Here is a 22075-nt window from a genome sequence, read left to right on the forward strand (position 1 = left end):
TCACCCACTGCAAGGAGTACTTCAATGGCCCGGAAAACCGCCGCACAGGCTGCCGATGAACAAATCAAGGATCAAGCCTTCAGCGAGCTTCAATCGCTGATCGAAGAGTCGGAAAAGCTGCTCAAAAGCAGTGCCTCACTGGTCGGTGAGGAAGCAGAGACATTGCGTGGGCAAATCGCCCTGAAACTCCAGCAGGCCCGGGATTCGGTGACCAGCGTACGCAACCGGACACTGCCTGCAGTCGAGGCCACTGAAACCTACATCGGCGGCCACCCTTGGCAGACGGTTGCGGTATCGGCGGGTTTCGGCCTTGTGGTGGGGATGCTCCTGGCACGCCGCTGATCATCAACCTGAACACAAAACCTGTGGGAGCGAATTCGCTCCCACAGGTTTTTCAGATCAGAGCCCTGCCAGCTCCCGCAGATCCGCCAGTGTCTGCTCATCGAGTGCGATGCCGTCGGCTTGCGACTTGGCCCGCTGATAGTGACGCCGATCACCCGGCAATCGCTTGAGCCCCACACCGTGCATCTGTCGCACCAACTCCTGACTGCGTTCGGCGAAGTTCTGCCCGGCGGCTTTGCTCGGGTCGATGACGATCAACAATTGACCGGTCCAGGGAGTCTTTGCGCCCGGGTGATTTTTCCAGTCGAACTCGAAAGAAAAATTACCCCCGGTCAACGCCGCCGCCAACAGCTCCACCATCATCGACAGCGCCGAGCCCTTGTGCCCGCCGAACGGCAACAACGCGCCACCTTCAAGAATCGCCTTCGGGTCCTGGGTCGGCTGACCGAGACTGTCCACGCCCATGCCGGGTGCCAGGCGCTCGCCCTTGCGCGCAGCGATCTGAACATCGCCGTGGGCGATGGCGCTGGTGGCCAGATCGAACACGATTGGCTCGCCGTCAGCCCGAGGGGCAGCGAAGGCAATCGGGTTGGTGCCGAACAATGGTCGATCGGCACCGTGGGGCACCACACACGTCATGCTGTTAACCACACTGAGCGCCACCAACCCTTCATAGGCAAAGGGTTCAACGTCCGGCCAGAGCGCCGCGAAGTGGTGGGAATTACGGATCGCCAGGACCGCGATGCCCGCGCTGCGAGCCTTTTCTATCAATAGTGGCCGAGCGGCAGCCAGGGCCGGTTGCGCAAAACCGTTTTTGGCATCGACCCGGACAAACCCCGAAGCCACATCCTCGACCGTCGGAACAGCCTGGCCGTCGACCCAGCCGCTCTTGAGCGTCGAGACATAGCCAGGCATACGGAACACGCCGTGGCTGTGGGCGCCGTCGCGCTCGGCACCGGCGCAGTTTTGCGCCAGCACCCGCGCGACATCGGCCGAAGTGCCGTGACGCAGGAATATCTTCTCAAGCAGTGCCGTCAGCTCATCGAGTGACAGGTTTTGCGAGACAACAGTAGACACATGTTCGTGTGGCGCAGACATCTGAAGCTCCAGACTAATTATTGGAGGGGGCTACAGCGTACGTAGAGCGCCGATTAACAACGCGCGGCGTATGCGCTGTCAACCCTTCGGTGGTGCCTGTTTGCATGAACATGGACCTGTCGTGCGTTAACTATCTACCACCCGTACCGCAGCCGCGGCTTTTAGTCTCGACGCTCCATCCATTGGCGCTCTGCGCAGTGCCTTGTTCGAGATTCGATAATGCCTGTACCTCCAGATCCACTGTTTTTCCCCGAAGCCCTGCAGTCCCCCGGCCGTTGGACTGAACTGGGCAATATCCACGGCCTGGCGCGCAAAGATTTCGAATGGTTCAAGCACATTGAACTCACCAGCCAGACCCTGCGCAGTCGTCAGTCACCACCGATGCTCGTCGAAAGAATACTGATAGGCACCTCCGACCAGGTACCGGTGCCTCTTGCCGGCTGTTTCGTGTTGAGCCCTTCTCCGGATACCAACGGGGCGATCGTTTATACACCCTACGCCGGCATTCAGAAGTTCTACAGCCGAGCAGCCTTGACCGAACACCTGGTACAAAAACTTGGCGACGCTGACGAGGACGATAACCTGCTGGCCTTCATGCCCCTTGCCCAGCGCAAGACGCTGGCGGAGGCTACCAGCGTCCAGGTGACTTATCAGACGATCGATGGCGATGTATTCGAAGACCAGGGTGCTGCCATTCGCCAAAACCTGGCTGTGAATGATCAGGCACTCATCGACGAACTGGTTGCCCTGCCGTCCCTCGATTCATTGCTCGACACGATAATTGCCGACTTGCTGGCGAACACGCAGCCCGGGCTCGATCAGCGTCAGACCCGGGCAGATTTTTATCTCGACGCCACTGTCGGCCAGACGCAGAACACCTTTGAACGCTTGAGCAACTCCTTGTCACTGAAGGCTGCGGTGCTGTCCCATTACCGCAATCAACAGTGGCCAGCGGGTCAACATGTCGAGTTTTCTCACCCGCAGAAAAAGGCCAGCAGTTCCGACCAGCAACATTGGCAAGCTGCGGTACTTAGCGCCTCCAGCAAACTGCTGCCCCTGCTTTTCCAGCGTTTGGAAGCCTACTGGGAAGCACCCGCGGCCGGTGACGGTGCAACGCGCCGGTCACTCTTCAGCAGGGCCCTGTGTCAGCAGGCACGAGCAGATATTTTGCTCAAGCGTGAGGCGAAGATCATCAGCCCCGACCAAAGCCGTGCCCTGCACACTTTGTTTCAACCAACCGCCACCACGCACACCGTTACCCTGGAGACGGTGCGCCTGTGGGAGCAGCAAGCCAACTTCGTGGAATTGGCGGGCTCGCTGATGATCAGCCACTCGACTGCCTACCTTTACACCCCGACCCAGGGATTACAGGTACTGAAAGACTATCAAGACTTGAAAGCGACGTTGATGAGCAAGTTCAGCGCCAGTGGTCACGAGGATGAACTCTATGGTCTGCTGAGTCTGGGCGAACGAAACAGCTTCATCGGATTCGATCAGCCGCAAGTCTCCGGAGAGGTCGTTTACGGCCCGATATTCACGGTACTGTTCGAGGCAATCATCACCAAACAACGGCAAAACATCGAATACGCCTTGCAGGTTTTCCGTCACAGCGACGGCACGGTGAACTTCCATGCCCTGTTCGACAAAGCGCTGGATATACGTTCGATGATCAGCGAACGCTTGCTCGCGCTCGGCACCGATGGTCGCTGGAGTACACAGCCAATGCTGGTGGGCAAGCAAAAACCCTCGGCGGTGCGCGGCGACACCGCGGCGGCCTACGTGAAAACTTTCACGGCTGTCGAAACACCGATCAGCACAGACTTCGCCGCCCAACCGATCACTTCACTGGCGTTGCAACGGCTCTATCTGGAGAAAATCAAACCGAAAATAGCCCATGCCCTGTCCGTCGGAGTTGGCGGGGAAGCCAGGCTGCGGGTGCTTGATAAAACCTTGCGGACGGCAGAACAGTCCATCGTCGACACGGTGTTCAACCCCGATCAACCGGATCGCAAAAGTCGCCGCGCACTCAATGGATTCCGGCCTGACGCCTACACGCTGATGATTGAATGCAGCGGACAGAAAGAGCTGCTGCCCTTGGCCAATTGCGTGCTGCTGACCGAGCGTGGCGGACTTGATAACCAACATTCGGGACGCGTCATTTTAAGGTCCCCGGCAGCAGGACTCGAGGTCTTTGATTCGCTCAACCGCGCGAAACAGGTACTGAACCGACGCCTGCTCGACCCTCGCATCCGTCTGGAGCTGCTGGAGAACCTGTCCCCCGCCCTGCGTCAATTTCATCAACGCTACTCAATCCACGCGTTGCGGCTGATCGAAGGCAACGTGATGGAGCACCTCACGCAATCATCCATCGAACACTTTCTGGCCACTTGTGAGCAGGTACGCTCGCGCAAGCTTGCGCAGGCCAAAGAGCGCAAGGCACTTGGCGAACTGACGAAAAACATCATCGACACCAACTTGCCCAGGGCCGCCAGTATCGCCAAAGCCATTTCACAACAGCAGTCCTTACCCGCCTGGCTGGGCATGGCGCCCGTCGAAGAGCAACAGTTGCACATCGAATTGCTGGAGCAGTACCGCAACAGCGTTACCGATGACAAAGACTATCTGCATGGAATACAGACGCTATCTGACTACACGCGCGAGCGGTTGAAGTCATTGCTTGCCAGCCGGTTTCCCGGGACGTCGCTCAGCCCTGACGACATCACAATCACCCCCAACCTGGCGTTGGCCGGCCCGCCTCTGGCCCTGACCGATTTCGCCCTCAATCACGTCAAGATTGCTCAAGGCACGGGCTTCAAGATCACATCAACCACGACCACCTCGCTGCCCGAGGGACTGAACCAGAGCGTTGTTCAACAGTTTTTGCAGTCCCTGAATATCGAGAGTGACTTTGCAAAACGGGTGGCGGATACATTGACCGGCGCTGACACTGAAGAGTGTAAACGTCGTTTTGCCCAACAGCTTCCTTGGCAGCTCTTGCAGCATGCTCACGCATTGAAGTTGCAACAGCGTCTTTCCAGCGAGGCATTCGATCTGGTCAGCCAAGTGCTCGATATGCCGGACGCCACCGCTCGAGCCTCGGTGGAAGGCGCGCACGCTATCGTCCGACCGCTCGAACTGATCAAGACAGCGGGGGCTGCTGCCATCAAAACCCTGGGACTGTATTTGATCAGCCCTGGTGCCGGCCATCACGGGCCGCATGTCCTGTATGCGCCATACTTTGCAGGCTCGGCTTTCAGCGAGTTTGAAAGCGAGGCCAAAGTCGTTGCGGCGATCAATACCCCCGGTTCATTCCAGGACCTGGTGATTCGGCGATTACCTGAAAACCAACAATCGATCTTCAGTAACCTGCTCAAGTCCACGATCGGCGAGGAAAGCGAAATCACCCTCGCCTCGTCTGCCATTGACGGCAATCTGTTGGATAGCTTGTTCAGCGACAATGCCAGCCTGTTGCAGCGAATGCTCGGCAGCCGATCGCTTGCCAACGGCCAGTCGGATTGGGAGGCCGTCAAACATCTGTTCAGCTCCGGTCTCAAATTGGCGTCCGGTCTGTTGCCGGGCAAACTCGCCTATGTGCAGTTCTTATGGCAAAGCTTCAAGGATTTCAAAGCCTCCGCCGAAGCGTTGCAGGACCACCATTGGACGCGGGCCTTGCAGGCGTTTATTGCCGGTACGGTACAAATGGTCTCCTTGGGGCGTTTGTCGCTCGAGAATGAACAGCTGACATTGCAGGAATCCAGCGAAACAACACCGGTCATCACCGCCGTGACTAAACCGAAATGGTCTGAGATCAAACTGACGTCTGCCTCACGCACTCAATTGCAAACCTTCGAAGCGTCGACCGTGTCCCTGAAAGATCTGAGCAAAAATGCCGTCGATGGCACCTACCTCAATTCAGTCGACAAACACCGTTACGCGCCCATCGCCGGCAAGGTCTATCGCGTCGATAAACCCGCTGCGGTCTGGCAAATCCTCAATGCCAGCCACGACGGGCCCTATCTGGCGAGCACATCGACCCGGCAATTGGTGCTCGACCCCGACGTGCACACCGTGCATTACGGAAAAGCCCTGTCAAAAATGCGTAACGACTATGTGGCGAGCCTCGAAGCCAGGCTGGTACTGAACATCGAAGCGCGGGGCATGGCAGCCATCCGCGCCAATCATCCGGAAAAGGCCCGCATGATTGTGCAGGCCATCGACCTGGCGCGCTATTACGCCTTCAACAGCCTGCACAATCTGGCGCAACAAAGGCAACTCACCAGTGGCACGCGCCTCGACACCTTTCTCAAGCGTTTTTTTGATGTCAGCGCCGTCGACACCGCCCTGCTCGATAAAATCAAACAGGCGATACTGCCGGTGTGTACGGCACTGGTGGATCCGGACGAAGACTTGATGAACACCGAGCGCTTTGTCGTCGGTTCGAACAAATACCAGCAAGCCAATCTGATCGCGTTCGTGGTCAATGATGACGCAAGCAACCATGTGCATTTCACTGAAAGGTTCTTCGATCAACAACTGGACTGGTACAAGTCCTGTCTGACTGAACCCTTTGATGTCGATGGTCACAGCCAGGCAGCCACGCTGATTCACGAATTTTCCCATCAGTTTTCAAAAACCCTGGATATCGCGACCCTGGAAGCCCGGCGGCCATTTCTCGATCTTGTCGCACCGATCACCGGTTACGGCCGGGCAATGAAGCAAAGTCAGACGAAGTTTCAGCGGGAGGCGTTGTCCCTGAGCACCCCGAAGGAGGAACTCTTCGCACGCTGGAACAGTCGCTTGCAGTCATGGATAAGCCTGGATTCGATCCCGGGTTCGACTCACATTGGCAAGGAAATCCTCACTATTGCGGGCACCCGTACCATGGCAGCAGCCCGCAATGCGTTCCTGGATCCGAGTAACGCAGAGAAACGGATCGACATCATTTTGCGCAATGCCGATTCGATTGCCTTTCTGATTTGTGAAATGGGGCGGCAGCTCGACCCGCTTCCATCCACTTCCAACACGTCAGCCTGATCTATTAAACATGCGCAGATCCGCCGGGTCTGCCCGTGAATGTTTTTTCACACTGACGACGAATAAAACCTGGCGTCCCCGTGTTTACGGGCATCCCGGTAAAAATAAACACTCTTTGATGGTTAATTGCCATGACCGATGTTTCTCGCCGGCCGCCCTCAAGGTTAGAATGGCGCAAATCAGGATGAGTCAATGACCGACCACTCTCTCTCCCAAGACGAATACGACGCCATCACCGATGCCGCAGCGCATTGGTGCATGCGCTTGCACGCCGAAGACTGCACCGCGCAGGAGCGTCTGGCGTTCGAGCAGTGGCGCAGTGCACACCCGCTTCATGCCTTCGAGTACGAAGCCATGCTGGAAATCTGGGATGTCGCGGGGGATTTGCCTCGTCCAGAGCCTGCTGTCGTCGTGCCGATGGTGCCCGTCAAGTCACAGTCTCCATGGCGCACCGTTGGCATGGCCGCCGCCGTCTGTGCACTGGCACTGCCGCTGGCGGCCTACAGCGGCTGGAATCTGGGCTGGCTGCCCAATTCATACCAGCACTTTGAAGCGACCAACAACATACGCCAGGTCACTTTGAATGACGGCAGCAAAGTCGAACTGAACCTGGGCAGCGAGCTGACCTACAGCAATTACAAGGATCGTCGTCAGGTCACTCTGAAAAAGGGCGAAGCGTTTTTCAGCGTCAGCCATGACACTGGCCACCCTTTCGTGGTCAAGGCGGCTGAAGGCAAGATCCGCGTCACCGGTACCAGGTTCAATGTCTGGATGTATGAAGACCAGGTCAAAGTGAATCTGATCGAAGGATCGGTGCTGGTCAGCAGCAATGATGACCTGCCGGGAGATGGTTTGAGGCTTGGCCCGTCGATGCAGGCCAGTTACCGCCAGGGCGATTACATTCCGCAGATCAGCCAGACCTACGACAACGACAACGCGTTGGCCTGGCTCAACGGCAAGTTGGTACTCGATGACCTGGCGCTCAACGATGCGTTGCCATTGATCAACCGCTACCTGGAAAACCCGTTGATGGTTGCCGACCACAATACCGGCGCGATCCGGATTGGGGGTATCTACAACATCAAGGAACTCAATAGCCTGGTGGCAACCCTGCCCAAGGTGCTGCCGGTCTACCTGACCCGCAACAAAGAGGGCAACCCGGTCCTCAACTCCATCCCGCAACAACCGCCGAAAAGCTGAAAGGCCGCATCCTTTGCCGAGTGCGGCCTTTCATTCAACGGCTGCAGCGGTGTTTACTGTGCCGCCACCTTCCCGGTTCTTTCATCCTGCTCGCGCAGGGTCATGGCCTGATAGTGCGGATCGGCCTGGATCTGTTGCTCGGTAAACGGCAGCACACTCAACTGTTTTTTCGAAAATGCCTCAGTCTGATCCCGCGCGTACTTCGAAGACGGGTCACTGGAGAGCGAGAACGCCAACACACCTTTGGCCTGCGGACCGTTCTCATCGAACGTCACCACCTGCAAGTAGCTGGTGCCGCTGACAACTTCGCGTTTGCCGTCGCTGCGGGGCACACTCTGGATGGCGTTGTAGACGCCCAATGTTCCCGGCCCACCGTGAATCGGCGTTTGCTGGCCACCGCTGCTGACGACTTGAACATCACCCCAGCGCGTGGCCTGCTTCAGCCCGGAGGCGTTGACCTGCTCCACCGAGGCCAACATCGCCTGGCGCAACGCTTGCACCACGTGCGGACGATCGAGCGCCAAACCCCGTGGCGTGTGTTGCGGGTCTTTGGGATCGAACGCTACACGCCAGACATCCGGGATTTGCAGCAAAGGTTCCATGACATTCTGGAAGTGTACGAAGCCCAGGCCACTGTCCAGATTTGCCTTGCGGTCCCAGGCCTTGAAACTGGCGCACAGCGGGGCCAGCGTTTTCGCATCGGTGCCAAGACCATCGGCGCAGAACTGCAGCAGGTCCGGCATCACTTGTGCGGCCTGATAGACCTGATCATCCATCACCATGTGTTGCAGATCCTGCGCGCTGAGCGTTCCCGCCTGGGTCAGTCTGCCCAACCGTTGCAGGGCGAATCGCGAACGCAAACCCAATGGCTGATTGTCCTGGCTGATCAGCGGCGAGTAACCGGTCAACGGTTGCGCCGGGTTGACCATCCAAGCCGAATCATTGGAATGCTGCACAAAGTCCTTGCGCAACAGTTGCGGCAGCTTGTCTGCTGCATAAATGCCTTTCTGCGCGGCCCGCGGGTCAATGTCCCACGCGCACGCACTGTTCGAACCGTCGAGAATGATCATTTCCAGACCGATACGCGGATCGCTGCACTGCGCCAGTTTCTCGGCACTGACGTTGGGCACCACCGACAGATTCATGTACAGGGTTTGCCCCTTGTCATCCGCCGCCAGCGTATTGACCCAAGGGATGCCCTGGATCTTGTTGACACTGGCCTGAAACGCTTCAAGGCTATCAGCGCGATTCATCGCGTACCACTGGGCCAACACCCGATCGTTTTCCAGGTTGGCATCACGCAGGCTGTAGGCAAACTGGTTATCCCAATCCAGTTTGCCGGGCCATTGCACGATCGGGCCGAACTGCGAGCTGTACACCACGTGGGAAATGGCTTTGACCGTTCCATCGGCTTGCTTCACATCGACGGTCAGTGCTTGCCTGTGCATCGGCAGTGACTTACCGTCGAGCAGATAGCGGGTCGGATCCTTTGGATCGAGTTGCAAGCGGTACAGGGTGAAATGCTTGGACGTGTCCACGGTGTGGGTCCAGGCCAAATGCCGGTTGAAACCGATATTGATCAACGGCAGGCCCGGCAATGCAGCCCCCATCACATCCAGTTTGCCCGCAATAGTCAGGTGCATCTGATAGAAACGCATGCCGCCGACCCACGGAAAATGAGGGTTTGCCAACAACATGCCACGGCCGTTGAAGGAGCGCTCGCTGCCCACCGCCACCGCATTGCTGCCGCGGTCGAGGGCAAAACGCTGCAGGCGCGAAGCAGCCAGCTGAAATGACGCGCGCTCACCGGCATGGGTGGCGACGGCAGTCGGGGGTGTCGCCCCCGCCACCGCCTCGGCAAATTGCCCGATCCCCCCTTCGACCAACAGCCGTCGAGTCAACTTGACCAGGTCCGTGGTGGTGATTTCCCGCACCCAGTCGCCCTGACATTGCGCCGGTAGCCCCTGCCCTCGGCTTTGCGACAGGAATCGGTTGTAGCCGGCCACATAACCTTCCATCAGTTCGCGCACTTCAGGGGTTTGTGCCCGCCAGAACCCGCTGACCGCCTGCTCTGTGTTCAAGCCATTGAAAAACAAGTCGCTGGCCAGGTTTGCTCGCTCTTCCAACGTGAATTGATCAGGGCCGAAATAACGCGAGCGTTGACCGTTCACCGTGACGATCTCATTCGCCAGCAAACACAGGTTATCCTGAGCGTAGGCATAGCCGATGCCATAACCGAGCCCTCGCTCGTTTTCGGCACGAATGTGCGGAACACCGAACGTGGTCCGGCGGATATCGGCACTCGCCTGCTCAGGCTGGCTGCGTGCATTCGCCGCGAGACTGAGCCCCAAGAACAAACCTGCCAGGCTCAACCTGGTTAACTGGCTGGAAATAATCACACTCGCTCCTGATCGAAAAACAATGGTCACAGTTCTGCGTACTGACACGCACTGCGCATCCTTTCAGGGACGAAGCAAACGACAAAAATTTAGGAGAATGAACTGCCATCCAGAGGCGCCCGACAGAGCGGTGACGTAATGACGACGAAATTTCTACATTCAAGTCTTCATTATTTGGGTCGCTCATACGTCTTGTTATGCAAGAGCGCCCCATTTTTCCTGATCAGGCTCTGAAAAGGAGTTTTGCAATGTACAACTCGCATCTGCCAACGGACGGTAGCAACGCGCCAAAGAGCACCTCCATTGGGGTCGGCGTTTTCGACCAGCGTACCGAGCGCAATGGCAACGAGAGGATTCGCTTCCTGCTCAAAAGCTTTGGCTTGCGAACGAGTCTGATTCGCCTGAAAGTCATCGACGCTTTGCTGACAGCCGCCGAAAGCGACCGCAGCCTGGGCGTGCGCGGTGTACACAGTCATTTGCTGGAACTGGATATTCCCCTGTCCTTTCTGAGTGTGCGCGAGGTGTTGAAACGTCTGTGCAGCGAAGGCGTGATCGTCCTCAACCCGGACAAAAGCTACAGCCTCGACCCACGGGCCGCCGCGGTGCTGCACAACGATTGATCAAGTGGCCTTGAGCCTCACGGCTCAGGGCTTCACCTTGCGGCGCATCACGCCATTGATCACGACCACGATCACCGCCACGCCAATGGCGATGTACTGGAACAGTTTTTCACTGATGACACCGGTGTTCTGCAAATACGAAAGGCCAAACATGATTCCCAGGACCACCAGGGAGATCAGAATCGAATATTTCAAACGTTGCGACTGGGTCATTGCAGTTCCTGAATCTGAATAAGTGTATGCGCTGTGTACCCGATTGCTGCCAGATCCCTGCCGTTCAGTGGGGATGGGCGTTGCAACCGGGGCCACATGTTACATCAACTGCCTGAGCGCCGCCCCGGCTGACAAATTTGTCATGCCGCCCTCATCTGCCTGACAGCCTTGATCTACGATAATAGGGCTGCACTGCGCCGTAGTACTTTGAAACAAACCATGAATGCCTGCCCGGAAAAACCGGTCAGAATGCGTTTTTTCGCCCGCAATCCGAGACTTGACCCGTCATGCGAAACTCTCTGCGTCTGGCTGCCTTGAGCGCCCTCTTCATTTCTTCCCTGGCCCAGGCCGCTGACCTGATCCCGATCGAAGTCCACCGCGACGCCAATTGCGGCTGCTGCAAAAAATGGATCACTCACCTGGAAGCCAACGGCTTCAAGGTCGAGGACCACGTCGAAGCCAACATGAGTGAGTTCAAGCAACAGCATGGCGTACCGCCGCGTCTGGCGTCTTGCCACACCGGGCTGGTCAACGGCAAATTCGTTGAAGGCCATGTCCCGGCCGATCAGGTGCTGGCCCTGAGCAAACGCGACGACCTGCTGGGCGTGGCCGCGCCCGGCATGCCCATGGGCTCGCCCGGCATGGAGATGGACGGCATGAGCGATGCCTATCAGGTGATCGGCCTGAAAAAGGACGGCACGGATGTGGTCGTGGCCGACTACCCGGCCCATTGATTTTCGGCGCCTATATCGGTTTGTTCCTGGCGGCATTTGGTGCCGCGACCTTGTTGCCGTTGCAGTCCGAAGCCCTGCTGGTGGGCTTGCTGCTCAGCGACAAATACTGGCTATGGGCATTGTTGGCAGTGGCGACACTGGGCAATGTCCTCGGCTCGCTGGTGAACTGGTGGTTGGGCCGCGCCGTTGAACGCTACCGTGACCGGCGCTGGTTCCCGGTCAGCCCTGCTCACCTGGAAAAAGCCCGTATCCACTATCAGCGCTACGGACATTGGTCACTGCTGCTCAGTTGGCTGCCGATCATCGGCGACCCGCTGACGCTGGTGGCCGGTGTGTTGCGTGAGCCGCTGGGGCGATTCCTGCTGATCGTGACCCTGGCCAAGGGCGCACGCTATGGCGTACTGGCATTGGCCACTTTGGGCTGGATGGGTTGAACCAACCGTGGTGGCGATTGCCTGTTTAATGTCGCCCTAATCATGCCGATCCAGGATCGGCGGATTTCCAATGGAGTTCACCCATGCCCTTGACCCGCTCACACTGGTTTGCCGGCCTGCTGCTCACCGCCGCACTGCCGGCCCTTGCCGCTGAAGGCCCGGCGTACGGTCCTGAATTACAAGGTTTTGCATACCCTTACACCGTCAAACACTTTGCCTTCCAATCCCAGGGCAAATCCCTGCAAATGGGTTACATGGACGTCGCCGCCCATGGCAAGGCCAACGGGCGCAGCGTGGTGCTGATGCACGGCAAGAATTTCTGCGGGGCCACCTGGGAAACCTCGATCAAGGCACTGAGTGACGCCGGTTACCGGGTCATCGCCCCGGACCAGATCGGTTTCTGCACATCCAGCAAGCCTGACCACTATCAGTACACGTTCCAGCAATTGGCGAGCAACACCCAGCAATTGCTCAAAGCCCTCGGCATCCAGAAAGCCACCCTGCTCGGCCACTCTACCGGTGGCATGCTCGCCACCCGCTATGCGCTGCAGTATCCCGATCAGGTTGAACAACTGGCGATGGTCAATCCCATCGGCCTGGAAGACTGGAAGGCCCTCGGCGTCCCGTACCGCACCGTCGATCAGTGGTACGAACGTGAGCTGAAGGTCAACGCGCAGGGCATTCATGATTATCAGCGCAGCACCTATTACGACGGGCGCTGGAAACCGGAGTTTGATCGTTGGGTAGACATGTACGCCGGTCTGGCCAAAGGCCCTGGCAAGGCTCAGGTCGCATGGAACTCGGCACTGATCTACGACATGATCTTCACCCAGCCGGTGTATTACGAGTTCAAGGACTTGAAGATGCCGACCCTGTTGTTGATCGGCACGGCCGACAGCACCGCCATCAACAAGGACCTCGCTTCACCCGAGGTCAAGGCGAAGATCGGCCGTTACGACGTACTCGGCAAGCAGGTGGCAAAACTGATTCCCCAATCGACACTGGTCGAATTCCCCGGCATGGGCCACGCCCCGCAAATGGAAGAACCGGCGCAATTCCACAAGGCCCTGCTCGACTGGCTGAACAAAACCAACCCTGTGCGTTAATTGAGGCAAGGCTGAAGGCGGTGCCAATGACGCTGATTGGCGATTCGTGGGGTCAGCCCGTTCGTGTACTCAACGGATACCGCGTTATCGTTCATCGCGAGCAAGCTTTGCTCCTACAGGAGCCCAGACATTGAAGCGACCTGTAGGAGCAAAGCTTGCTCGCGATGAGACCCGTACTCATGGCGACCACCCAAGAGCCTGCACTGCAATGGTGCATTGCCGCTGTTCACTGACGCACACCGATGTGACAGTACTGCTTCATTTCCTGACAAAACTGCAAAAAAACCTGCCCTTCGTCGGTGCGTAAGCCCTCAAATCCGGCACGCTCGTACCTCGTCAACCGATTGTCGAACAATTTTGCCATCTGCACTTTACCGCTCTAACTTCTGGCCTAGACTCATTTTCGGGGGGTAAAACCAGTCGGTCACAAAGTGGGAAAAAAGTCGAAACTTTTGCTACGCGTGGTCGGTCGACTAAAAGGAAGCTGCGATGCGACTGGTGCAATCCTTGCAATGGCTACTCCACCCATCTTGCTACAGCGCATTGGGCAGCGCTTGCTCACTGATGCGCAGCGCTTCAGCGCCCGGCCACAGGATTTGGCCACGAAACACCGTCTGCCAGGCCTAAGAAGATCAACAACGCGGGAGATTCATATGATTAGTGCGGCTTTAGATGTTCAGGGAGAACGTGCTCATCAGCATGTCGGCGAATCAAGCACTGTGAGTGCACCGGCTTCCCAATCGATCAGCGTTCCCGGCACCAAGACACTGGCTCCCGTGGCCAGCCGAAATCCGAACAAGAAAAAAGTCTTGTTCGTGACCTCGGAAATCGCCGACCTGGTGAAAACCGGTGGTTTGGGCGACGTTTCCGCTGCACTGCCCCGCGCCATGGCGCACTTGCACGACGTGCGGGTGTTGATTCCCGGTTACCCGCAAGTGCTGCACAGCGAAAATCCGATTCACATCATTGGCGAGCTTGGCGGTCATGCCGCATTGCCGCCGTGCAAGATCGGGCGCATGGACATGCCCGATGGCTTGGTCATTTACGTGTTGATCTGCCCTGAACTCTACGAGCGCGAAGGTTCGCCTTATGGCGCCAACAATGGCCGCGACTGGCCGGACAATCACATTCGTTTCGCCCGCCTCGGTCTGGCCGCTGCCGATATCGCCGCCAACCTCGCCCAAATCCACTGGTGCCCGGACCTGGTGCACGCCCACGATTGGCCGGCCGGCCTGGCGCCTGCCTATATGCACTGGCGCGGGCAGCGTACCCCGACGCTGTTCACCATCCATAACCTCGCCTATCAAGGCGTGACCAGCCTGGGTTCCTGCCCGGAACTGGGTATTCCCCATCACGCGCTGCAACAGGAAGGCATGGAATTCTACGGCAAGATGTCGTTCCTCAAGGCCGGCATGGCCTACTCGAGCCACATCACCACCGTCAGCGCGACCTACGCCCAGGAAATCACCACACCGGATTTCGGCTGCGGTCTCGACGGCTTTCTCGCCGCCAAGACCCAGCAAGGTTTGCTCAGCGGCATTCCCAACGGTATCGATGAAAGCTGGGACGCCGCCACTGACGCGCACCTGCTCTGCCCGTTCAGCATCGGTGACTGGGACGGCAAGGCCGCCAACGCCGCCCATGTACGCGAGTTGTTTGGCCTCGACGACTCCGAAGGTCCACTGTTTGCCGTGGTTTCACGTCTGGTTTACCAGAAAGGCCTGGACCTTACCGAAGCGGTTTCCGAATACATCGTCAAATCCGGTGGCCAGATCGCGATCATCGGTCGTGGCGAGCCGGAAGAAGAACAAGCGATGCGCGAGCTGGCCTTGCGGTTCCCCGGGCAGATCGGCGTGCGCATCGGCTTTAACGAAACCGATGCCCGGCGCATGTTCGCCGGCAGCGATTTCCTGTTGATGCCTTCACGCTATGAACCTTGCGGCCTGAGCCAGATGTACGCCCAGCGCTTCGGCTCCCTGCCGGTGGCGCGCAATACCGGGGGCCTGGCCGACACCATTGAAAACGGCGTGACCGGTTTCCTGTTCGATGAATCCACGGTCGAGAGTTATCAGGAAGCCCTGAGCCGCGCGTTCAAGGTCTTCGCATTTCCGGACTTGTTGCACGCCATGCGTTGCCGAGCCATGGCAGCACCGTTCAACTGGTGCAAAGCCGTCGAACCCTATGCCGAACTCTATGAACAACTGGTGGCCAAGGCCTTGGGGAAATCGCACAAACAATAAGAGGTTTTGCAAATGCCGTTACGGACCCTTGAGACCTGGCCCCACGGCGCAATCAAGCTGGACGCAGAACAAACGCGATTCGCGTTGTGGGCGCCAGATGCGTTTTACGTCAGTGTCGAATTGGAAAATGGACAATCCTTGCCGTTGATGCCCCAGGCCGACGGCTGGTTCGTGATCAACACCCGTTGCCCGGCGGGAACTCGCTATCGCTACAACATCGATGGCGAGATAGAGGTGCCTGACCCGGCCTCCCGTGCCCAGTCTGGTGATATCGACCAACCCAGCGTGGTGGTCGATCCGCTGGCTTATCAATGGCAGAACAGCGCCTGGCAGGGGCGACCGTGGCACGAAGCGGTGATCTACGAGTTGCACGTAGGTCTGCTCGGCGGCTTTGAGGCGGTCGAGCAGCATCTGTCGCGGCTGGTCGAGCTGGGCGTGACCGCGATCGAATTGATGCCTATCGCGCAATTTCCCGGAGAGCGCAATTGGGGTTACGACGGCGTGTTGCCGTACGCGCCGCAAGCTTCATACGGGACGCCCGAACAACTCAAGCACTTGATCGACACGGCCCACGGCCATGGTCTGGCGGTGATTCTCGACGTGGTCTACAACCACTTCGGGCCGGACGGCAATTACCTGCATCGCTACGCCAAAAGCTTCTTCCGCGAGGACAAGCACACGCCGTGGGGCGCGGCGATCGACTTCCGGCGGCGCGAGGTGCGGGATTTTTTCATCGACAACGCCTTGATGTGGTTGATGGAGTACCGCTTCGACGGTTTGCGCCTGGACGCGGTGCATGCCATAGAGGACCCGGACTTTCTCCAGGAGCTTGCTCAGCGGGTGCGCCAGCAGACGGACCCCGCGCGACATATCTGGCTTACCGTGGAAAACGAACACAATCAGTCGAGCCTGTTGGAAAAAGGCTACGACGCGCAGTGGAACGATGATGGCCACAATGCGCTGCACGTGCTGCTGACCGGCGAAACCGACGCTTATTACGTCGATTACGCGAACAATCCTACGCAACAACTGGCCCGCTGCCTCAGCCAGGGTTTCGTGTTCCAGGGCCATATCAACCGCCATGGCGAACCCCGTGGCGAGCCCAGCGGTCATTTGCCGCCCAGCGCTTTCGTACTGTTCCTGCAGAACCATGACCAGATCGGCAACCGGGCATTCGGCGAGCGCCTGCACCAATTGGCCCATCCCGATGCACTGAAAGCTGCAACCGTATTGCTACTGCTTTCGCCGATGATTCCGCTGATGTTCATGGGCGAGGAATTCGCTGCGCAGCAGCCGTTTCTGTTTTTCACCAGTCATCACGGCGAGTTGGCACAGCTGGTACGTGAAGGAAGGCGCAACGAGTTTGCTGCCTTCAGCGCCTTCGCCGATCCGCATAGACGCGAGCAGATTCCCGATCCCAACGACCCGCAGACCTTCAAAGCGTCACGGCCGAATCTGGCGCACCACCAGACTTCGCCGATGCACGCCTTGTATCGCCAGCTGTTGCAGATCCGCCACCAACAGATCATTCCGCGCCTGCCCGGCACCCAGGCCCTGGATGCCGACGTCCTGGGCGTCGGTGCAGTCAGCGCGTCCTGGCGGTTGGGCGACGGCAGTTTGTTGCACATTGACCTGAACCTAAGCGACACGCCTGTACTCCACACTGCGTCGGCCAGAACTTCGTTGCTGTTTGAACACCCGCCCCGGTCCGCCAGTTTGCTCGACCGAGGCACTCTGGCTCCGTATTGCGCGCTTGTCAGCCTCACGGCCGCAGCCCCTTTGCTACCCCCGATGGAGAGCGCCAATGAGTGATGCGCAACTGGAAATCCTTGCAAGCCGGGCGGGCCTGGCAGTCGACTGGATCGACGCCAATGGCCGCCCGCAAAAAGTCGCCCCCGCAGTGCTGCGCAATGTCCTCACCGGTCTTGGTCACCCGGCCGGAAGTGCCCAGGAAATCGACGCCAGCCTGCAAGAGCTGCAACAGGTACAAGACACCCTGCACCTGCCACCTTTGATGACCGTGGACGTCGGTAGCGGGCTCGACCTGGCCCGCTACTTCCAGCCGGAAACGCCCTGCGAAGTTCACTTGGAAGACGGCTCCCGCCTGCATCTGAAACTGGATGCCGAGGCGATTCTGCCTGGGTTGATCCCGGTGGGTTATCAGCACGTCACCATCGACGGACAAACCTTTACCCTGGCCGTGGCCCCTGAGCGCTGTTACAGCGTCGGCGATGCGGTCGACAGTCCGATCCCCCGCGCCTGGGGCCTGAGCGTTCAGTTATATGCCTTGCGACGAGCCGGCGATGGCGGATTCGGCGATACCCAGGCGCTGGAAGATCTGGCACGGGTCGCCGGTGAGCGCGGCGCCGAGGCCCTGGCGATCAGTCCGCTGCATGCGATGTTCAGCAACGATACCGAACGCTACAGTCCTTATTCGCCCTCCAGTCGTCTGTTTTTGAACAGTCTGTACTGCGCGCCGGGGAGCATTCTCGGCGAACGGGCCATGCGTGCCGCTATCGATGCCACCGGTCTGGGCGCCGAGCTCAAGGATCTTGAGGCGTTGCCGCTGATCGACTGGCCCGCCGCCGCGGCAGCCAAACACAAACTGTTGCAGGCGCTGTACGAAGGCTTCGTACAAGGCGAGCACCCGTTGCACGCCGACTTCAGCAGTTTCCGCCACGCCGGTGGCGAAGCCCTGGAAAACCATTGCCGCTTCGAGGCCATCCAGGAGACACGGGCCGCCAATGGAGAAAGCCTCGACTGGCGCCAGTGGCCGGAACAATGGCGCAATCCGCGCAGCGCCGCGCTGGCTGAGTTCGCTGAGGAGAATGCCGGACGCATCGGTTTCTTCGCCTTTTGCCAGTGGCTGATCACCCGCTGTCTGGAGCGTGCGCAAGCCGCTGCCCGCAGCAGTGGCATGAGCATCGGCCTGATCGCCGATCTGGCGGTGGGTGCCGATGGCGGTGGCAGCCAGGCCTGGAGTCGTCAGGATGAATTGCTCGCCGCCCTGACGGTCGGCGCGCCACCGGACATTCTCAATCGCACGGGCCAAGGCTGGGGGATTTCGGCATTTTCCCCCGAAGGTCTGGTACGCAACGGCTTTCGTGCCTTCATCGAAATGTTGCGGGCCAATTTCGCCCACGCCGGCGGACTGCGAATCGACCACGTCATGGGCCTGCAACGTTTATGGGTTATCCCTAACGGCGCACCGCCTGCCGACGGCGCCTACCTTTACTACCCGATTGACGACTTGCTGCGTCTGCTGACGCTCGAATCCCATCGTCACAAGGCCATCGTCCTCGGCGAAGACCTGGGCACAGTGCCCGAGGGCCTGCGGGAAAAACTCAGCGCCCGCTCGATGCTGGGCATGCGTGTGTTGCTGTTTGAACAGGACAACACCCATTTCAAACCGATCCTCGACTGGCCGGACAATGCCCTGGCGACCACCAGCACCCACGACCTGCCGACCCTCAATGGCTGGTGGCATGGCCGCGACATCGACTGGAATGCCCGCCTCGGCCTGGTCGATGCCAGCGGCGAAATCGAATGGCGTCAACACCGCGAACGCGAGCGCGAAGGCTTGCGCAGGACGCTGAGCCAGGACCCGCAGAATTTTCGCGAAGAGTCCCACGAGACCGATCAGGTGCTCGATGCCAGCGTGCGCTTCCTCGGCCACACCCGCGCGCCGCTGGTGTTGCTGCCGCTGGAAGATGCGCTGGGTATAGAACAGCAGGCCAACCTGCCCGGCACCATCGATACCCACCCAAACTGGTCGCGACGCCTGCCCGGTTACAGCGAAGCGCTGCTCGATAACGCCGACGCAGCCCGGCGTCTGGAACTGCTCGCTTGTGCGCGACTCCAGGCGGCCGAGCGTGACCAATGAATCAAGTGACGACGCTGCCCTTGCGGGCAACCCTGCGACTGCAATTCCATAAAGGCTTCACCCTGGACGATGCCGTGCCACTGGTGCCGTACTTCGCCCGCCTCGGGATCAGTCATGTGTATGCCTCGCCCTTGTTGAAAGCCCGCGCCGGCTCCATGCACGGCTACGACGTGGTCGACCCGACTTCGGTCAACCCGGAACTCGGCGGTGAGGCCGCATTGCGGCGCCTGGTCGACGCATTGCGCGGGCAAGGCATGGGGCTGATCCTCGACATCGTATCCAACCACATGGCTGTGGGGGGTTGCGACAACCCCTGGTGGCTGGATTTGCTGGAATGGGGACGCTTGAGCCCGTACGGCGAGTTCTTCGATATCCAATGGCACTCGCCCGATCCGTTGATGGAAGGCCAACTGCTGGTGCCATTTCTCGGCAGCGATTATGGCGTGGCCCTGCAGGACGGCACACTGCCCCTGCGCTTCGATGCGCAGAACGGTGCCTTTCATGTCGAGCATTACGACCACCACTTTCCGATTTGCCCGATGCATTACGGCGAACTGCTCAAGTCGGACAACGAGCTGCTCAAACAGCTGGCGGACCACTTCAGCACCTTGAGCTATCAGACTGACGCCCACAGTCTGGCGGGTCCATTGAAGGATCAATTGCGCGAACTGGCCAGCGACCCCGCGATTCTGCAAGCCATCGAGCACAACCTCAAAGCCTACGATTCGCTGACCCCTGAAGGCTTCCAACGCTTGCACGATCTGCTGGAACGGCAGAGTTATCGCCTCGCCAGTTGGCGTACCGCCGCAGACGACATCAACTGGCGGCGTTTTTTCGATGTCAATGAGTTGGGTGGTTTGCGGGTGGAGCGTCCAGCGGTGTTCGAGGCGACCCACGCGAAGATTTTCCAATTGGTGGCTGAAGGGCTGATCGACGGTTTGCGCATCGATCACATTGACGGTCTGGCCGACCCGCGCGGCTACTGCCGCAAACTGCGGCGGCGGGTCGACAGCCTGTCAGCGAGCCGCCACTTGCCGATCTACGTCGAGAAGATCCTTGGCGACGGTGAAACCTTGCGCCGTGATTGGTGGGTGGATGGCACCACCGGCTATGAATTCATGAATCAGTTGTCACTGCTGCAACACGATCCCGACGGGCAAACCACCTTGGGTGAAGTCTGGCACCGCTACAGCGAACGCCCGGCCGACTTCCGCCAGGAAGCACAACTGGCCCGTCAGCAGATTCTCAACGGTTCACTGGCCGGCGATTTCGAAAGCGTGGCCCAGGCCCTGCTGCAAGTGGCCCGCGATGACCTCATGACCCGCGATTTGACGCTGGGCGCGATCCGTCGCGCCTTGCAGGAACTGATCGTGCATTTTTCGGTGTACCGCACTTATATCAGCGCCCTTGGGCGGTCAGCCCAGGACGAGGTGTTTTTCCAGCAGGCCATGGACGGTGCCCGCCAAACCCTGGGCGAAGCCGACTGGCCGGTGCTCGATTGCCTGGCTAAATGGTTGGGCGGTGAAACCTGGCGCGAACGCCCCGCCGGCCGCCTGCGCAAGCGCCTCAAGCATGCTTGCGTACGTTTCCAGCAGCTGACTTCACCCGCCGCCGCGAAGGCCGTGGAAGACACGGCGTTCTATCGCTCCGCGGTGTTGCTGTCACGCAATGACGTCGGTTTCAACACCGAGCAATTCAGTGCGCCGGTGGCTGACTTCCATGAGGCCTGCCTCAAGCGCTTACAACTGTTTCCCGACAACCTGCTCGCCACCGCGACCCACGACCACAAGCGCGGTGAAGATACGCGCGCGCGCCTGGCGATCTTGAGTGAGCGCAGTAAATGGTACGTCGAACAGATCGGCCTGTGGCGCGCCCTCGCCCGGCCACTGCGCGACGATGACCAGATGCCGTCTGCCGGTGACGAGTTGATTCTTTATCAGGCACTGCTTGGCAGTTGGCCGCTCGATTTGCAGGCCGATGACCCATCGGCGCTTGAAGCCTACGCCGCGCGTGTCAGCCAATGGCAACGCAAAGCCCTGCGCGAAGCCAAGTTGCAAAGTAGCTGGAGTGCACCAAACGATGCTTACGAACAAGCCAGCGAAAACTTCACCCGGCGCCTGCTGCTGAGCCCGGAGGGTGACCTGCTGCGCAGCGCCCTTGGCAAGGTGGCACGTACCATCGCCGTGCCCGGCGCCCTCAATGGATTGGCGCAAACCTTGCTGCGCATGACCGTGCCTGGGGTGCCGGATCTCTATCAGGGCGACGAGTTCTGGGACTTCAGCCTGGTCGATCCGGACAACCGTCGCCCGGTGGATTACGCCAGTCGCCAACAGGCCTTGTCGCAACCATTGGATCTGCCTGATCTGTTGCAACACTGGCATGACGGGCGCATCAAGCAAGCCTTGATCGCACAGACCCTGAACCTGCGTGCCGAGCATGCCGAACTGTTTCGCCACGGCACCTACCAGGCACTCGATGTCATCGGCAACCAGGCACATAGGGTGCTTGGGTTTGTTCGCCAATGGGAGGGAAAACGCGCCATCGTCATCGTGCCAATCCGCTGTGCGCCGCTGCTGGAAAACAGTGCCGTACCGCACGTGGATGCGCCGCAGTGGGGCGATACCCGCATCAGTCTGCCGTTCACTACCGCTGAGGAAAATCTGAAGGGACTTTTTTCTGGCGTCGCAGTCACAAAAAACAGGGAGCTGATGATCAGCGCCGCGCTGGGGGATTTCCCGGTCAATCTCTTTATCCAAACTACCGACACTTGAG

The 22075-nt window shown here is 59.1% G+C and carries 14 protein-coding genes; 11 read left to right on the top strand and 3 right to left on the bottom strand.

What is annotated here, in order from left to right:
* Positions 1 to 24: 24 nt before the first annotated feature.
* Positions 25 to 342, top strand: coding sequence for a DUF883 family protein (locus tag ASD60_RS18955; protein WP_056855470.1), 318 nt, complete (start codon positions 25 to 27; stop codon positions 340 to 342).
* A gap of 57 nt (positions 343 to 399) precedes the next feature.
* On the opposite strand, the gene ASD60_RS18960 is transcribed toward ASD60_RS18955, so the two are convergent.
* A complete protein-coding gene (locus tag ASD60_RS18960; RefSeq protein WP_056855471.1) occupies positions 400 to 1440 on the bottom strand; it encodes an Ldh family oxidoreductase in 1041 nt (346 codons plus the stop codon).
* Between the two features lie 219 nt (positions 1441 to 1659).
* On the opposite strand from ASD60_RS18960, the gene ASD60_RS18965 reads away from it, so the two are divergent.
* Positions 1660 to 6474: a dermonecrotic toxin domain-containing protein gene (locus tag ASD60_RS18965; protein WP_056855472.1), complete on the top strand. Its 4815-nt coding sequence runs from the start codon at positions 1660 to 1662 to the stop codon at positions 6472 to 6474.
* Between the two features lie 192 nt (positions 6475 to 6666).
* A complete protein-coding gene (locus ASD60_RS18970) occupies positions 6667 to 7674 on the top strand; it encodes a FecR family protein (protein WP_056855473.1) in 1008 nt (335 codons plus the stop codon).
* Positions 7675 to 7727: 53 nt separating this feature from the next.
* Here ASD60_RS18970 and pvdQ read toward each other — a convergent pair whose 3' ends face one another.
* The gene (gene pvdQ, locus ASD60_RS18975; RefSeq protein WP_056855474.1) at positions 7728 to 10073 is read right to left on the bottom strand and encodes a bifunctional acylase PvdQ; all 2346 of its coding nucleotides are present in this window, start codon (positions 10071 to 10073) and stop codon (positions 7728 to 7730) included.
* 248 nt (positions 10074 to 10321) lie between these two features.
* On the opposite strand from pvdQ, the gene ASD60_RS18980 reads away from it, so the two are divergent.
* Positions 10322 to 10693, top strand: coding sequence for a hypothetical protein (locus ASD60_RS18980; protein ID WP_056855475.1), 372 nt, complete (start codon positions 10322 to 10324; stop codon positions 10691 to 10693).
* Positions 10694 to 10717: 24 nt separating this feature from the next.
* Here ASD60_RS18980 and ASD60_RS18985 read toward each other — a convergent pair whose 3' ends face one another.
* Entirely contained in the window at positions 10718 to 10906 is a 189-nt protein-coding gene (locus ASD60_RS18985; protein ID WP_028620074.1) for a hypothetical protein, read from the bottom strand.
* A 287-nt stretch (positions 10907 to 11193) separates the two neighbouring features.
* On the opposite strand from ASD60_RS18985, the gene ASD60_RS18990 reads away from it, so the two are divergent.
* The 7 genes from ASD60_RS18990 to ASD60_RS19020 all read left to right on the top strand — a co-directional run bounded on the left by ASD60_RS18990 (position 11194) and on the right by ASD60_RS19020 (position 22074).
* The gene (locus tag ASD60_RS18990; protein ID WP_056855476.1) at positions 11194 to 11640 is read left to right on the top strand and encodes a DUF411 domain-containing protein; all 447 of its coding nucleotides are present in this window, start codon (positions 11194 to 11196) and stop codon (positions 11638 to 11640) included.
* Positions 11640 to 12074 carry a YqaA family protein gene (locus ASD60_RS18995; RefSeq protein WP_056855598.1) on the top strand — a complete coding sequence of 145 codons (435 nt, stop codon included), beginning with the start codon at positions 11640 to 11642 and terminating at the stop codon, positions 12072 to 12074. The genes ASD60_RS18990 and ASD60_RS18995 overlap by 1 nt, the downstream gene beginning before the upstream one ends.
* An 83-nt stretch (positions 12075 to 12157) precedes the next feature.
* On the top strand, positions 12158 to 13180 hold the full coding sequence (locus ASD60_RS19000) for an alpha/beta fold hydrolase (protein WP_056855477.1): 1023 nt from the start codon (positions 12158 to 12160) through the stop codon (positions 13178 to 13180).
* Positions 13181 to 13833: 653 nt separating this feature from the next.
* Positions 13834 to 15420, top strand: coding sequence for a glycogen synthase GlgA (glgA, locus tag ASD60_RS19005; protein WP_056855478.1), 1587 nt, complete (start codon positions 13834 to 13836; stop codon positions 15418 to 15420).
* Between the two features lie 12 nt (positions 15421 to 15432).
* Positions 15433 to 17232 (top strand): malto-oligosyltrehalose trehalohydrolase, encoded by a 1800-nt coding sequence (gene treZ / locus ASD60_RS19010; RefSeq protein WP_056855479.1) that lies wholly within the window; start codon positions 15433 to 15435, stop codon positions 17230 to 17232.
* Positions 17225 to 19303, top strand: a complete 2079-nt coding sequence (gene malQ, locus ASD60_RS19015) for a 4-alpha-glucanotransferase (RefSeq protein WP_056855480.1) — start codon at positions 17225 to 17227, stop codon at positions 19301 to 19303. The genes treZ and malQ overlap by 8 nt, the downstream gene beginning before the upstream one ends.
* Positions 19300 to 22074, top strand: a complete 2775-nt coding sequence (locus ASD60_RS19020) for a malto-oligosyltrehalose synthase (RefSeq protein WP_056855481.1) — start codon at positions 19300 to 19302, stop codon at positions 22072 to 22074. The genes malQ and ASD60_RS19020 overlap by 4 nt, the downstream gene beginning before the upstream one ends.
* Position 22075: the final 1 nt, after the last annotated feature.

The organism is Pseudomonas sp. Root562, assembly GCF_001427125.1.
Lineage (GTDB): Bacteria > Pseudomonadota > Gammaproteobacteria > Pseudomonadales > Pseudomonadaceae > Aquipseudomonas.